10 protein-coding genes are annotated in these 14,767 nt (G+C 72.6%); 4 read left to right on the top strand and 6 right to left on the bottom strand.

What is annotated here, in order from left to right:
- Window positions 1–202: 202 nt before the first annotated feature.
- Together ACFXPK_RS22550 and ACFXPK_RS22545 are read left to right on the top strand one after the other, a co-directional pair.
- Window positions 203–784: a sugar O-acetyltransferase gene (locus ACFXPK_RS22550; protein ID WP_384995567.1), complete on the top strand. Its 582-nt coding sequence runs from the start codon at window positions 203–205 to the stop codon at window positions 782–784.
- Window positions 785–794: 10 nt separating this feature from the next.
- Window positions 795–1,340 (top strand): TetR/AcrR family transcriptional regulator, encoded by a 546-nt coding sequence (locus ACFXPK_RS22545; protein ID WP_384995565.1) that lies wholly within the window; start codon window positions 795–797, stop codon window positions 1,338–1,340.
- An 84-nt stretch (window positions 1,341–1,424) separates the two neighbouring features.
- On the opposite strand, the gene ACFXPK_RS22540 is transcribed toward ACFXPK_RS22545, so the two are convergent.
- From ACFXPK_RS22540 to ACFXPK_RS22525, 4 genes are all read right to left on the bottom strand, one after another.
- Window positions 1,425–2,624, bottom strand: a complete 1,200-nt coding sequence (locus ACFXPK_RS22540; RefSeq protein ID WP_385078025.1) for an MFS transporter — start codon at window positions 2,622–2,624, stop codon at window positions 1,425–1,427.
- A gap of 217 nt (window positions 2,625–2,841) precedes the next feature.
- Window positions 2,842–3,723, bottom strand: a complete 882-nt coding sequence (locus tag ACFXPK_RS22535; RefSeq protein WP_385078022.1) for a geranyl diphosphate 2-C-methyltransferase — start codon at window positions 3,721–3,723, stop codon at window positions 2,842–2,844.
- Between the two features lie 17 nt (window positions 3,724–3,740).
- Window positions 3,741–5,105: a family 2 encapsulin nanocompartment cargo protein terpene cyclase gene (locus ACFXPK_RS22530; RefSeq protein WP_385078019.1), complete on the bottom strand. Its 1,365-nt coding sequence runs from the start codon at window positions 5,103–5,105 to the stop codon at window positions 3,741–3,743.
- Window positions 5,106–5,304: 199 nt separating this feature from the next.
- Window positions 5,305–6,717, bottom strand: coding sequence for a family 2B encapsulin nanocompartment shell protein (locus ACFXPK_RS22525; RefSeq protein WP_385078016.1), 1,413 nt, complete (start codon window positions 6,715–6,717; stop codon window positions 5,305–5,307).
- A 456-nt stretch (window positions 6,718–7,173) separates the two neighbouring features.
- On the opposite strand from ACFXPK_RS22525, the gene ACFXPK_RS22520 reads away from it, so the two are divergent.
- Complete coding sequence (locus ACFXPK_RS22520) at window positions 7,174–8,214, top strand: PDR/VanB family oxidoreductase (protein ID WP_385078014.1); 1,041 nt, start codon at window positions 7,174–7,176, stop codon at window positions 8,212–8,214.
- Window positions 8,215–8,329: 115 nt separating this feature from the next.
- Entirely contained in the window at window positions 8,330–9,244 is a 915-nt protein-coding gene (locus ACFXPK_RS22515) for an MBL fold metallo-hydrolase (protein WP_384995549.1), read from the top strand.
- A 46-nt stretch (window positions 9,245–9,290) separates the two neighbouring features.
- Here ACFXPK_RS22515 and ACFXPK_RS22510 read toward each other — a convergent pair whose 3' ends face one another.
- Window positions 9,291–13,091 carry a hypothetical protein gene (locus ACFXPK_RS22510; RefSeq protein ID WP_385078010.1) on the bottom strand — a complete coding sequence of 1,267 codons (3,801 nt, stop codon included), beginning with the start codon at window positions 13,089–13,091 and terminating at the stop codon, window positions 9,291–9,293.
- Window positions 13,092–13,111: 20 nt separating this feature from the next.
- Window positions 13,112–14,419, bottom strand: coding sequence for an MFS transporter (locus ACFXPK_RS22505; protein WP_385078007.1), 1,308 nt, complete (start codon window positions 14,417–14,419; stop codon window positions 13,112–13,114).
- Window positions 14,420–14,767: the final 348 nt, after the last annotated feature.

Genomic DNA, 14,767 nt, shown 5'->3' with positions numbered 1-14,767 from the left:
TCCATACCTCCTCGGACCTGCGGAAACGCGGTCAGGGGAGGTTTTTCGCGTGGTGGGGACCGGCCGGCCGGGCACGGCGCGGGCCGTGGTGTTCACCGGGGCCGGTCCGCGACGGCCGTCCCGGGGGTGGCGATGCCGTCGCCCGACGACCGGACGTGATCCGAGTGTACGTTCGTACGCTTCGCCGGGTAGGGTCGGCGGCATGCCGACGGACTACTTCGCTGACGACCCGCGCACCAACCTGGAGCGCATGCAGGCCGGTGACCTCTACATCGCCGACGACCCGGAGATCGCGAGCAGACAGCGGCGCGCGATGCGGCTCGCCGCCCGCTACCAGGCCGTCTTCCTGGAGGAGACGGGCGAGGCGCGGGAGGTCCTGGCGGAGCTGCTGGCGGCGGTGGGTCAGGACGTCGAGGTGCGGCCGCCGCTGTACGTCGACTACGGCAGCAACATCACCATCGGTGCCCGCACCTTCGTCAACTACCACCTCACCGCGCTGGACGTCGCGCCGATCACCATCGGCGAGGACTGCCAGATCGGGCCGAACGTCCAACTCCTCACCCCGACCCACCCGGTGGAGCCGGGGCCGCGCCGCGACAAGCTGGAGGCGGCGCTGCCCATCACGATCGGGGACAACGTCTGGCTCGGCGGCGGCGCCGTCGTCTGCCCCGGGGTGAGCATCGGGGACAACAGCGTCATCGGCGCCGGGGCGGTCGTCACCCGGGACATCCCCGCGAACGTCGTCGCGGTCGGCAACCCGGCCCGCCCGATCCGTACCGTCTGAGGGGCGTCGGGTGGCCACCGGACACACGGACCCGCAGCGCCGCGAGCGGATCCTCGCCGCGACCCTCGACCAGATCGCGGAGGAGGGCGTGGCCGGCGTCTCCCACCGTAAGGTCGCCGCCCGCGCGGCCGTTCCCCTCGGCTCGATGACGTACCACTTCACCGGCATGGACGACCTGCTGCGTGAGGCGTTCACGCGCTTCGCCGACCGGATCGTGGCCGTCTTCGAGGAGCATCTGGGCCGTGCGGACAGCCCGGAGCAGGCGCGTGAGGCGGTCGCCGACCTGGTGCACACCCTCTCCGAGGGGCCCGGCCGCGATCTGGTCCTCACCCAGGAGCTGTACACCCTCGCCGCGCGGCGCCCGGAGTACCAGGTGCTGACCCAGGCGTGGATGCGCCGCAGCAGGCATCTGCTGGAACGGCACTTCGACCCGGACACCGCCCGGCAGCTCGACGCGCTCATCGAGGGGCTCACGCTGCACCGGGCACTGGACAACGGCGCGCCGCACGACCGCGCGCTGACCCTGCGGGCGGTGACCCGTATCACCACCGTCTGACGGTGGTTCCCGAACGGCCCGTGGGGTGCGGACCTGACACCGCATCCCACGGGCTCTCCCGTGTCGCGGGCGCCGGACGATGCTTCAGCTCCGCCGGGGCCGCAGCACCCGCGCGAGCAGGACCACCGACAGCCCGGCCAGGGGCACCACCAGCAGCCCGACCCGCAGACTGGTCGTGTCGGCGACGTACCCGACCACCGGGGGCGAGACCAGGAAGCCCAGCCGCATCAGCCAGGAGACGATCGTCAGCCCCGAACCGGGTTTGAGGCCGGGCAGCTCGTCGGCTTCGTGCATCGCCGCGGGGACGAGCGTCGCCACCCCGAAACCGGCCGCGGCGAATCCCAGGATCGTTCCCGCCGGCGTCGGCACGGCCAGCGCCAGCCCCATGCCGCCCGCGGCGATCAGTCCGCCGGCGCGGGCCACGGTGCGCTGACCGAACCGGTCGACGAGCCGGTCACCGATGATCCGGCCGATGAACTGGGCACCCACCAGGGCGATGAAACCGCAGGCCGCGAGGGCCGCGGAGGACTTCAGGGCGTCGGAGAGGTACAGCGCGGCCCAGGAGCTGCCCGCGTCCTCGACCAGCGTGCCGGCCGTGGCGATCACGACGAGGGCGGCCAGCACATATCCCGTACGGGGGAAGCCGCCCGTACCTCCCGCGGACCGTTCCCGCGCGGCGTCGGCCTCCTCGGGCGCGCTGTCCGGCCCGGGGAGACAGAACCGCCAGGCGGCCACGGCGGCGAGGGAGAGGACGCCCGCCGAGAGCGTCAGATGCTGTCCGCGTGACAGGCCCAGCGTGATCGCACCCGCGGCCATCAGCCCTCCGGTGACGGCGCCGATGGACCAGATCGCGTGGAACGCGTTGATGATGGAGCGCCCGTAGCGGCGCTGTACGCGCAGACCGTGCGCGTTCTGCGCGACATCGGTGAGCGCGTCCATCGCCCCGGCCAGGAACAGCGCGGCGGCGAACAGCCCCACCGACCCGGCGAGACCGGCCGCGAGGATGCCCACCCCGGTCAGCAGGGTGCCCGCGACGGCGACCCCGGCCGACCCGAACCGGCGGACGAGCACCCCGGCCGCGAGACCGGCCACGATGGCCCCGGCCGGGAACGCGGCGACCGCCAGTCCGTAGGTGCTGTTGCTGATCCCGAGATCGGCCTTGATCTGCGGATACCTCGGCAGGAGGTTGGCGAACAGCGCCCCGTTGGTGAAGAACAGCACGGCCACGGCGGCCCGTGCGCGCTGCTCGGCGCGGCTGGGGCGCGCCTCGGTGTCGAGAGTCATGTGGGTGACCCTAACCCGAGTGCGTACGAACGTACACTCTCGGATGGGGAACGGGAACCGGTGCCCCGAGTACGCGGAAAGTGCCTTCCGGTGGGCCGGCGGAACCCTTCGACAAGGGTCACCGCCCGGCCCGGAAGGCACTCTCACGTTGATGTCCGGCTTCCGGCTTCGGCTTCCGGCTTCCGGCTCCGGTCTCGGCCCGACCGGAACGGCGGTGCTAGACGCGGTCCGCCGCGATCAGGACGTACTGGAAGGAGCCGTCCTTGTACGAGTTGATGAACGCCTCCTCGATCCCGGTGACCAGGGAGGAGGTCGCCCGCAGCTCCCAGTAGGGGAGGGTCGCGGGCGTGAGGTCGACGACGGCCTGGGGGACGAGTCGGTTGTCGGCCATGGCGCGGAGGTACTCGCGGCGGGAGTGGATGTTGCACTCGAAGTGCGCGTTGATCTGGGAGACCCACTTCGACGGCTGGCCGTAGCGCGGGTTCCAGCAGCCGGTGATGGTCACGTAGCGGCCGCCGGTCGCGAGGACGCGGGAGTGCTCGGCGAAGAGGTCGTCCAGGTCGACGTACATGGACGACTCGTTGTTCCACGAGGCCGCGGCCTGGCCGGTTTCGAAGGGGGTGCCGAGCATGTTGCAGACGCGGGCGCGGACATGGTCGTCGATGCCGAGTTCGCCGGCGCGGCGGTTGGCGAACTCGGCCTGCTTGGCGGAGAGGGTGACGCCCTCGACCTTGCAGCCGAAGCGCTGATGGGCCATCACCATCGAGCCGCCGCGGCCGCACCCGGCGTCCACGAGGGTGTCGTCGCGGCCGACGGTGCCGAGGTGGTCCAGGAGGAGTTCGGCCTGTGCCGATTCCAGCCGGTGGAGTTCGGCGATCAGCTTCTTCTCGTACGCGCTGTTCTGGGGGTCGCCGAGGGCGTCGTGGTCGATGTCCCCGATGCCGTAGTGGTGGTGGTACAGGCCGTCGACATCGCCGAGCCGCAGGTTCACGGGCCTCGCCTCGCCGTCCCAGTAGCGGGCGATGTCCCCCTGGTAGGGCGTCGCGGGGGAGGGGATGAAGACGGAGGAGCCGGTGGTGGTGAGTTCGGTGCTGGTCACAGGTGAATCCATTCTTCTTACCAGAAGTCGGGCAGGCTGTAGCGGTAGGTGTTGGTCTGGTGCCAGTAGTGGTTGCCGTCGACCCACGCGGCCACCCCCCGCAGGAAGCGCTGCACGCTCGGGACGGGGCAGGCGGCGGCGAAGGCCGCGGCGGCGGTCTCGAAGTCGCGCATCAGCTCGTTGTGGACCTCGACCGCCTTGAGGTACGCCTCGCGGTCGGAGGTGTTCTCGCGTTCGGCGATCACCACCGGCAGGTTCAGATGGCGGCCGGGGGACGCGAGTTCCTTCGTGTACGAGTACAGGTCGTTCACGATGGTGGTTGCGTTCGACGCCAGCGCGATGACCCGCTGCATGGCGGGCTGGGCGTGCAGGTCCGCGGGGAGTTCGTAGCCGCCGACGGTGTCGGTGATGGTGGGGCAGGGGCGGAAGTTGTTGAACTGGCGCATCGCCAGGTACTCCCACACCTCCGGGACATGGTCCTGCTCGGCCCAGGCGGCCTCGGCGAGATAGCCCATGTGCAGCCGGGCCATGTCGTGCCGGTAGCGGTCGGCCTGGGAGGGGCCGGCCTCCTGGAGGAAGTACTCCATCGCGGAGCGGTAGGCGCGTCGCGGCGCGTCCGAATGGAGCGACCGCGCCCACTGCGGCTGGTACTCCGCCGTCGTGTGCAGGGGGTCGAGGGTGGTGTGCGCCAGCAGCAGGCGTCCGCCGAGGCCGACGGGCGAGCCGCCGTGGTCCTCGCAGTAGCAGTCGTCCACCGCGTTCTCGGCGACCATCAGGCGCGTGGCGAGCATCAGATGGTCGACGGTGGGGGCGTCCGGATGGCAGGCGACCATGTAGCGCCCCACGGAGAAGCCGTCGAACTGGTCCTCCCAGTCCTCCGGGAACAGGTCGACCTCCTCCACGGCCCAGGTCTTGATCCTGTCGCTGAGCTCCGCCACCCGTACGGGGTCGGGCTCGGCCACCGGGTGGTGGTAGAGGCCCGGGATCGGGATGCCTTCCGCCGGTGACGACGCGGGGGCGGGGGCGGGTGTGGGGGCTGGCGTCGGCGGCAGCGCCGGTGGCACCTCGCGCGGGGCAAAGCGCAGGCTCGCCGTACCGAGGCCGCTGGGGCCGCCCAGGATCCGCCGCAGTTCGTCGGCGGGGACGCCCACGGAGGGCGCCACATCGGCGGCGGGCGAAACGTCCACGGAGGGCGGGACGTCCACGGAGGGCGGGACGTCCACGGAGGGCGGGACGTCCACGACAGGTAAGGGGGTCGCCGGCGGCGGGGCGTCGGTCGCGGCCTTGAGGGCGCGGGCGGCGTCGGCGAGGACGTGGGCCCCGAAGTGGGAAGCGGCCGTGGGCAGGCTCGATTGCACGGGGAAGAGCTCAGGGTCGGGCATCCATGGCTCCCTTGAGGGCGGGCGTGGGGGGTGTCTGCTGCGTGCGGGGGTGGGGGCGTGGGTGGGGCGATTACGTGGTGTCGCGGCTGCCGGGCACGGCCGTTCCGGCCCGCTCCGTTCCGTTGCGGCCCGCTCCGTTCCGGAGGGCGCGGGTGGCGGGCCGGGGCACGGAACCCCGGCCGGATCCGGACGAGAGGCCCTAGTCGTGCTTGCCGGCGATCTGTACGTTCTCCAGCACGCCGAGCGCGTCCGGCACGAGGACGGCGGCGGAGTAGTACGTGGTGACCAGGTAGGAGATGATCGACTTCTCGTCGATCCCCATGAACCGCACCGACAGACCCGGCTCGTACTCCTCCTGGAGCCCCGTCTGGCGCAGACCGATGACGCCCTGGTTGTCCTCGCCGGTGCGCATGACGAGGATCGAGGTGGTCTTCTCCTTGGTGATGGGGATCTTGCCGCAGGGGAGGATCGGGACGCCGCGCCACGCCGGGACCTGCTGGCCGCCGAGGTCGACATGGGTCGGGTAGAGGCCGCGGCGGTTGAACTCACGCCCGATCGCCGCGATCGCCCGCGGGTGGGCGAGGAAGAACTTGGAGCCGCGGCGGCGGCAGAGCAGTTCGTCGAGGTCGTCCGGGCTGGGCCGGCCTGCGTGGGTCTGGATGCGCTGGTTGAAGGCGGCGTTGTGGAGCAGACCGAACTCCCGGTTGTTGATCATCTCGTGCTCCTGGCGCTCGCGCAGCGCCTCGATGGTGAGCCTGAGCTGTTCCTCGGTCTGGTTCATCGGCCCGTTGTAGAGGTCGGCGACCCTCGTGTGGACCCGTAGAACCGTCTGGGCGAGGGAGAGTTCGTACTCGCGCGGGTTCAGTTCGTAGTCGACGAACGCGCCGGGCAGCGCGGGCTCTCCGGTGTGGCCGGCCGACATGGCGATCTCGGCCTCGCCGTGACGATTCTGCCGTTGCAGGGGGAGCGAGCTGAACCGTTCGACGTGGGCCTGGAGGCCCGGCGCCGAGGACGTCACGGCGGCGAAGTCGGCGCGGGACAGGGTGAGCAGGGTGCCGGCGGTCTCGGCGGTGGCGGTGGACTCCCATCGGGCGTCCGCGTCCAGCAGGGCGTCGTCGCCGAACCGGTCGCCGTCGGCGAGTACCCCGACGACCATGTCCTCGCCGTACTTGCCGGGGGCGGTCCGGTTCACGCGCCCGTGGGCGATCAGATGGATCCGGTCGGCGGGCGCGCCGTGCTCGACCAGCGTCTCGCCGGCCCGGAAGTCGCGCTGGACGCACCGGCCGGCGAGCGCGGTCAGCACCTCCACGTCGTCGTAGCCCCGCAGCAGGGCCAGTTCGCCGAGTTCGCGCGGGATCACCCGGACGACGGCGCCGTCCTGGACGAACTCCACGCGCCCGTCGCCGACGGTGTAGCTCAGCCGGCGGTTCACCCGGTAGGCGCCGCCCTTGGTCTCCACCCACGGGAGCATCCGCAGCAGCCAGCGGGAGGAGATCTCCTGCATCTGCGGGGCGGACTTGGTCGTGGTGGCGAGGTTGCGGGCCGCCGCCGTTCCCAGGCTGGACTGCGGGGGCAGCTCCAGAGATGCTTCCTGGCCGGTTTCAGCAGTCATCGGGCGCGCTCTCCTTCGTGAAGGCGGTGGCCGACGGGGCTGCGCGGCACCGGGAAAGAGGAAAAGGGCAAGGGGAATGGAGGAAAGGGAAAGGGGTGAACATCCGGGAATCCGTCGAGATGCCTGGGAACAGTAACGGCCGGTGCACCCGGTTGGTCCAGAAAAACCGGTGGCGTTAACTCGATGCGATGATCATTCCGGGGAAAGGTTTAACCCGGATGATGATCGGTATTCGGGCGGGTGTGTGGCTGGAAATCGACGTTCGCTCTGCATTCCGAAGGTAACGATTCGGCAACGCCCCTGTCGTGCGGCCGGTAGGGTTCGTTCCGGGAAACGCCGTCCGTCGCCATGCCTTCCGTCGCGCGCCCATGACCTGACTGTTCCAGCGTCAGCTCATGCGCCGGCCTCTGCGGTGACATGGCTGTCGCTCCGGTCCTGTGAAAGCGGGAAACCACCGTGAGCCATCCCTCCACCCCGGACGGCGAGCTGTCGCTCGTCGTCGCGGAACGGGCCGAACCCGCCGACGACGTGGCCGCCCTGACCCTCCGTCACCCCGGGGGCGGACCGCTGCCCCGGTGGGAGCCCGGCGCCCATGTCGATCTGCTGCTCGGCGACGGGCGGGTCCGCAGCTACTCCCTGTGCGGTGACCCCGCCGACCGGTCGTCGTGGCGCGTCGGTGTGCTGCGCGTCGCGGGCGGGCGGGGCGGATCGGCGTACGCGCACGACGTGTTGCGCGCCGGGGCGCCGGTGCGGGTGCGCGGGCCCCGGAACACCTTCGCCTTCCGGCCGGCCGGCCGCTATCTGTTCGTGGCGGGCGGCATCGGGATCACCCCGCTGCTGCCGATGGTCGCCGCCGCCGAGGCCGCCGGGGCGCGGTGGCGGCTGCTGTACGGCGGCCGGACGCTCGCCTCGATGGCCTTCCTGGACGAACTGTCCGGCTACGGGGACGCGGTGGCCGTCCGGCCCCAGGACCGGTACGGGCTGCTCGACCTCGACGGCCACCTCGGCGAGCCGGAGCCCGGCACCCTCGTCTACTGCTGCGGCCCCGAGCCGCTGCTGGCCGCGGTCGAGGAGCGGTGCCGCGCGTGGCCGGCCGGGGCGCTGCGCGTGGAGCGGTTCCGGGCCGCGGAGCAGCCGACGGCGGGGCGGGGGACGGCCGAGCAGTCGACGGCGGGGCACGGGGACGCGGGGCGGACGGGGAGGAGCGACGCGGGGCGGACGGGGAGCGGCGACGCCTTCGAGGTGGTCCTCTCCCGGTCCGGTCGCGCCCTGCGCGTTCCGTCCGGGAAGAGCGTGCTGACGGCCGTTCAGGAGGCCGGGGCGGACGTCCCGTACTCCTGTGCCGAGGGCATCTGCGGCACCTGCGAGACCGAGGTGCTGGAGGGCGTGCCCGACCACCGGGACTCCGTGCTCGGCGCGGAGGAGCGCGCCTCCGGCGAGACGATGATGATCTGCGTCTCCCGCTCCCTCGGCCCCCGGCTGGTCCTCGACCTGTGACGGCGATGCCGTCTCCTCCCCGACCGCCGACTGACGTACGGCGTCCGCCCGTACCCGTAATCCATCAGACCGAACGCCCGGACGCCGGGCGTTCCCCTCACCGAGAGCGGAGCTCATGAGCACCACACCTCAGACCGACCAGGGCTGGCATGTCGACGACCGCTGCCTGAACTGCAACATCGCCCGCCAGATCGCCCCCGGCATGATCGGCTACACCGAGGGCGGCGAGTACGGCGGCCTGTCGACCGTCGTCCGCCAGCCGGAGACCGCGGCCGACGTCGAGCTGATGTACCGGGCCGCGCACGCCTGCCCCACCCGGTCGGTGCACCCGCCGGCCGATCGGTGGGACGAGGGCTCGGACCCGTACCCGATGGCCCTGGACGACGACGCGACCGTGTTCCTCTGCGGGCACGCCTCCCCGCAGACGTACGGCGCGACCTCGTACCTCCTGCGCCGCCCCGACGGCACCGGGATGATGATCGACACCCCGCGCTGGCGGCCCGCGCTGGCCCGCCGTTACGAGCAGAAGGCCGGCCGGATCACCGATGTGCTGATCACCCACCTCGACCATGTGGCGCACGCCCGTAAGTACGCCGACGCCTTCAAGGCCCGGCTGTGGATCCACGAGGGGGACCTGCACTCCCTCCCCTCGGCCGACCACGTCATCCGGGGCACGGAACCCGTCGAGATCGTGCCCGGCGTCGTCGCCCACCCCTTCCCCGGGCACACCGCGGGCTCCACGCTCTTCATCGCGGACGAGAAGTTCTGCTTCAGCGGCGACTCCTTCTTCTGGTCCAACTCGCAGGCGACCCTCGAAGTGGCCCACAGCGTCGTCTACGACTCGATCAGGACGCTCGCCGAGTCGGTGGCCCGCGGGGCCGAGGAGCTGACCTTCGAGTGGGTCCTGCCCGGCCACGGCGATCTGCACCACCTCCCCGCCGACGAGATGCGGGAACGGATGCGCGGCCTCGGCCGCCGCGCCGCGACCTACCCCGCCGCGCCGATCGACTACGGGGCCGTCCGCTACTGACGGGCGGCCCACCGCATCGCGGCAGGGACGGCCGCCGCGGGCCGGGTCACGTCGCGTACCGCGTCAGTCGTACGGGTCCGAAGAGGCCCGTACGCACCTGGCCCGCGGCCACGGCCATCGTCGGGGACGCGTCGTCCAGGTAGCCCGCGAGGGTGGAGCGGACCACGATCTCCAGGTCGTTGTCGCCGGGGCGCAGGGCGCCGGTGATCTCGGTGCGCCAGGGGCCCCAGACGAGCCGGTCGACCAGCGCGCCGTTGACCAGCACATCCGCCGTGCCGCGCACCTCGCCGAGGTCGAGCACCACCCGGCCGGCGGGCGGCGCGGGGAAGACTGTACGGTGGCGGACCTCGCCGCCGAGCGCGCGCAGCCCCAGCTCCTCCCAGGCCACCAGCTCCGCCGGGGCCTCGGCGACCTCCGCCTCGATCGCCGTGTCCAGCAGGGCGCCGCCGCTGCGGCCGTCCGTCGCGGTGACCCGCAGCAGGATCTCCGTGCGGGCGGGCAGCGGGGCGGGGAAGCGGATCCGGCCGTCCGCCCCGGGACCGTACGCGCGGCCCGCCGCCGTCACCGCCACATCGAGGCCGGTGGGGATCCGCAGCGCGGTCGTCCCCAGCGGCGCGGGGAAGCGGAGCCACTCGGTCCGGGGGCCGGGCGCCACCGCCGGGGACCGGGGCACCAGGGGCAGGGCGACGCCGTTCTGCGCCGCCCCCGGCTCCAGCCAGCTCGCGCCCGGCAGCGGGTGCGGTCTGACCCGGGCGCAGAGGAAGCGCGGGTCGCGCTGGTGGTGCCGGCGCGGCGCGGCCGCCTCCCAGCCCGGACCGCTGAGCACGTCCAGGGACCGGGAATCGACCGTCGCGGCCCCGCCCTCGCCCAGCCGCAGTACGAGCGTGTTCTCCCCCGGGCGCAGCACCGTCCGCAGGTCGTAGGGGTGCACCCGGATCTCCCGGTGGCCCGGGTACGGGTTGAAGTCGCCCTGGCGGCCCACCTCGACGCCGTTGACCAGCACCGTGCACGCGCCCTCGCAGGCGACCAGGATCTCCGCGTCCTGCGGCACCTGCGTCAGCCGGAAGGTACGGGTGGGCGCCGCGCCGGTCAGCCACTCCGGTCTGCGGTAGGCGGCCGGGTCGGTGACCACGGCGAAGGAGGCACGCAGCGGCCCGTCCCGCTCGGCCGTGAACTCGATCTCCAGCTCGGCCTCGCGCCCCGCCGGGTACGCGGGCAGCGGGCTGAAGGACTGGTACCCCGCGCCCTCGGCGGGCAGTTCGGCGCCGTCGAGCCGTACCCGGCGCGCGGCCCCCGACCCCACGGCGAGATACCGCGGCGCCCCGTCCCCGGCCGGTCCCGGCAGCGCGATCCGGGTGCGTACGGCGACGGTCGCGCCCCGGTCCACCCGGCGCCAGTCGAGGAACTCCTCCGGTACGTACCCCTTGGGGCCCAGCGGCCCCTCGTGCACCGGGTCCTTGTGGATGCCGCGCGACAGCGACCAGCGGGCGGGCCGCCAGGCGCCGTCGGGATCCCGGACCTCGGCGAAGGGTCCGTATCCGGCGATCACCGGCCGCCAGCCGGCGGGCGCGGCCCTGCCGTCGGCGCCGTCGTCCGCCGCGGCGGAGTCACCGCCGGGGGCGTCGTCCGCCCGGTGCTCCAGGCGCCAGACCTCCAGCGGCAGGACGCCCGTACGGTCGGCGGCGGCCAGGTCGCCATGGCTGTTGTCCAGCGTGGAGCGGGCCCGCGCCCGCCACGGGCCCGCGACCGGGACGCTGCCCACGGGCTCGCCCAGTGGCTCCCGGGTGGCGTCCGGCAGCTCCGCGCCGAGCACGAGCAGCGCCACGGGGCCGTCCGCGAAGTCCACCTCCACCGTCCAGAAGGCGCCGTCGCCCTCGTCGGCCACCGTCAGCTCCGTACGCGCCCCCGTCCGCGGATCCCAGCGCTGCGCCCGCAGCGGCGGCAGGCCCTCGACCGTGACCCGCGCGCGCCGGTCGCCCGGCGGCACGAAGTCGTAGCCGTCCTCCCGTAGCTGGCGCCAGTACTCGTCCCAGGGGAAGCCCGCGTCGGCCCAGTCGTGCCGTTCCAGCCCCTCCAGCCGCGTCATCGGCGCCTTCGTACCGCTGATCTCGTCGTGCGCGGTGAGCAGCACCACCCATGTGCCGTGGTCCCCGCCCGCGAACCGCCGCAGCAGATACGGCGCGTCGGCCCGCACCCGGACGGGTCCGGCCGCCAGCGCGGCCGGTACGTCGCGCGGCGTGGCGACCCGTACCGCGAGTCCGGCCAGCGCCGGGCCCACCGGACTCCGGCCGACCCGGACCACCCGGCCGCCCGCGCGCGCGAACTCCGCGAGGACCGACTCCGCCGCCTCGTCGACGAGCGCCGCGTCCGGGATCACCACGTTGCGGTACGTCTCGTGGCCGATCCGCAGCCCGCCGTCGGCGGTGACCGTACCGCCCGCGACGGTCGCCTCGTCCAGCGTGTCGTGGTCCGTCCCGGCCCGCTCCAGCACCCCGCGGCGCTCCGCGAACCAGGCGCTCACCCCGTTCAGTTCGTGGTACGCGGCGACCGCGCGGCGCGCGGGCGGCAGCGGTCCCTCCAGCGTCAGATACGCCTGCGCGGTGCTCGTCGGGGAGAGCAGCACCGTGTCGCACACATGCGTACCGCCCGACAGCACCGAGCAGAGCCGGGTCACCGCCCCGGCGAACTGGTGGTACGAGGGCCAGTACGGCTGACGCCAGCAGGTGGACGGCGGGGCCCACTCCCACCAGCCGCCGGCCGTCGAGTAGTACACGGCGTGCGGGTCGTAGAGGTTGGCGCCCCGGCGCAGGAAGGGCGCGAGCCAGTCGTACGTCTCCTCCAGCGTGCCGCCCCAGCCGGTGGAGTGGAACGCCTCGATCCAGGTCCGCCGGCCGCCGTGCGCGTGCGCCAGCGAGCTGTGCGCCTTCGGATCGCCCCAGTGGTCGCTGCCGGGCGCCCCGTACCCGCGATGGGTGGAGAGGTAGTCGCCGTAGAGCAGCACCCCGCCGACCGGGTCGCCCTCCCGCGCCGGGGACGCCTGGTCGAAGCCGCAGAGCAGCCCCCGTTCGGCGAACCAGTCGTCCAGGGGGTCGAAGAACGCCCGGCGCGCCAGCGTGGCCCGGTGCGCGTGGTAGTCCCGGCGCACCCGCGCCGCGTCCCGGCTCGCGGCCCCGAGATACCGGGCGCCCGAGAAGAGCGCCGAGCGCAGCGGCAGCAGGTCGTATCCGTACGCCTTCTCGAACGAGGCCGCGAAGTCCCGCCCCCAGGTCGGCATCGGCGGCAGCTCGTCCTGGAAGAACCCGGGGATGACCGTGCCGAACCAGTGCCCCACCTGGCGCTCCAGCTCGCCGTGCACCTGGTCGAGCAGGGCGGCGCACGCCTCGACGCCGAAGTAGTCGAAGCCGCTGACCCGCTCCTCGATCACCCCGTCGGGCCTCCGGTGCAGGGCGAGCCCGGCGAAATCCGGCCGTACGGCGGTCAGCCTGCCCTGGAAGTTGGCGCCGGAGAAGCCGATCTGGTCGTACATCCACAGGTGGAAGCCGAGCTCCCGCGCGTCCTCGCAGGCACCGTCCAGCAGCTCGATCCACCGCGGGCTGAGGAAGGGCGGATCGTCGGCGAGCGAGCCGAACATCGGACCGGTGGGTGCCAGGCACATCACCACGGCCTGCCGCACGCCCTGCGAGAGCAGCTCCGTCATCTGCCGCCGCAGCCCCGGCCGGGTGATCTCCGCGCCGCTCCACCACCAGATCGGCAGCGGTGTGTACGTGGCCGCGGGCTCGGTGAACCGGGCCAGGACCTCGCGCGCTCCCGCGCCCGCACCCTCGGGCATGTCCTTTTCGTCGCTCATGCCCGCATTCCTGCCCATGATCACGCCGCGGCACGCTCCGCCTCGATCATCTCCAGCGTCTTCCCGGAGGTGTCAGGCATGAAGAGGTATCCGATCACCCCGCTGATCAGCAGGAACAGCGAGAGCAGACCGCCCACGGCGCCGAGCCCCACCTGCGCGAGCGTCGGTACGAAGAAGCTCCAGACGCCGAGGCACATCCGCGCCACCCCGAAGGTGAAGCCCTGCGCCGTCCCGCGCAGCATGGTGGGGAACAGCTCCTGGCTGAAGACCTTGTAGAACGCCTCGCCCGCGAGCGCGCCGCCCGCGCTGAACAGCACGATGTTCAGGACGATCACCGGGATCGTGAACGGCAGGAAGACGAAGAGCCCGTACGCGACGATCTGCATCACGGAGCCGATCCCCCACAGCAGCCTGCGGGTCGCGTACGTGCCGTCCGCGTGCCGCATGAAGACCAGCACGGTCATCGCGATGCTGATCACGAAGCCGCCGCAGGACAGCGCCACGCCCGCCGCCTGGCCGCCGGCGTGCAGCGTCTTGACGAAGTACGGCGTGAAGATGCCCGCCGTCCCGGCCGCCAGCCCCCAGAAGACGTAGATGCTCCCCGTCCACATCAGCGCCCGCAGATGGGCCCCGGTGAACAGGGTCCGTACCCCGTGGCACGCCGTCGTCCCGGTCGCCGCGGCGGCGGCGGACGCGGCCTGCCAGCGCGGCGACTCGGTGAGCCCCTGGCGCAGCGCCCAGGTGACCAGGGCGACGACGAGGAGGTGGAGGAAGACGATCCGGATGCCCAGCAGCCCCAGCGGGGCGAGCGCGAGGGCGAGCACCAGGACGACCACCGGCCCCACCGACCACGCCACCTGGGTGAAACCGAGCAGCTTGCCGCGCGACTTCGGCGGCGAGAACTCGCCGACCAGCGCCAGCGAGGTGGGCACGTCGGCGCCGACCGCGACGCCGATGACGAAGACCCCGAGGAAGAGCATCACGGAGTCGAAGGAGAGCGCGACACAGAGCACACCGGCCGCGTACACCAGCAGGTCGTACTTGTAGATGCGCTTACGGCCCAGCCGGTCGCCCAGCCGTCCGCCGATGAACGCGCCGATCGCGCAGCCGATCGCGTTGGGACCGATCGCGGCGAGTGCCCCCACCACCGTGCTGCTCAGATGCAGATACGACTGGAACAGGGCGAGCCCGGCGCCGAGGGCCACGATGGACCCCGCGTCCAGGTAGGACGCCATACCAGCCAGGACGGACCATCGCCACTGCTGGGAGCTGACCTCCTCCCGGCCGGCCGCTTCATCCGTGGCAGTACCGACGGTCCGCTGGGCCATGGCTCTTCCTCCTACACGCCGTTGTGCCGAGGGGGTGTCGGGGCCGGTTGGACCGTACGAGTGGTGTTCATCCGAAGAACTGCGCAGTGACGGCGTAGCTCCTCGGAATCCCCAGATGCGTACACATCATGAGGAAGGTATGTAGATCGCCCCGACCAAAAGCGCAACTCGAAGCGCAACCCGAAACCCCGTCCGAGACACACATCCGAAAGTGAGGGGTCATGGCCGCCTTCAAGGTCAAGACACTGTGGACCGTCTTCCTCACCGCGTTCTTCGCGGTGCTCGCCTCCCTGGGACTCAGCACTCCGGCCGCCGCCGCGACCGGCCGCGCCGCGCAGCCCGCCGACC

Origin of the sequence: Streptomyces sp. NPDC059142, from assembly GCF_042755665.1 — a bacterium.
Classification (GTDB): domain Bacteria; phylum Actinomycetota; class Actinomycetes; order Streptomycetales; family Streptomycetaceae; genus Streptomyces.
Note: the sequence above shows the minus strand (reverse complement) of the source record. Positions and strands in the feature narration are given on the sequence as shown.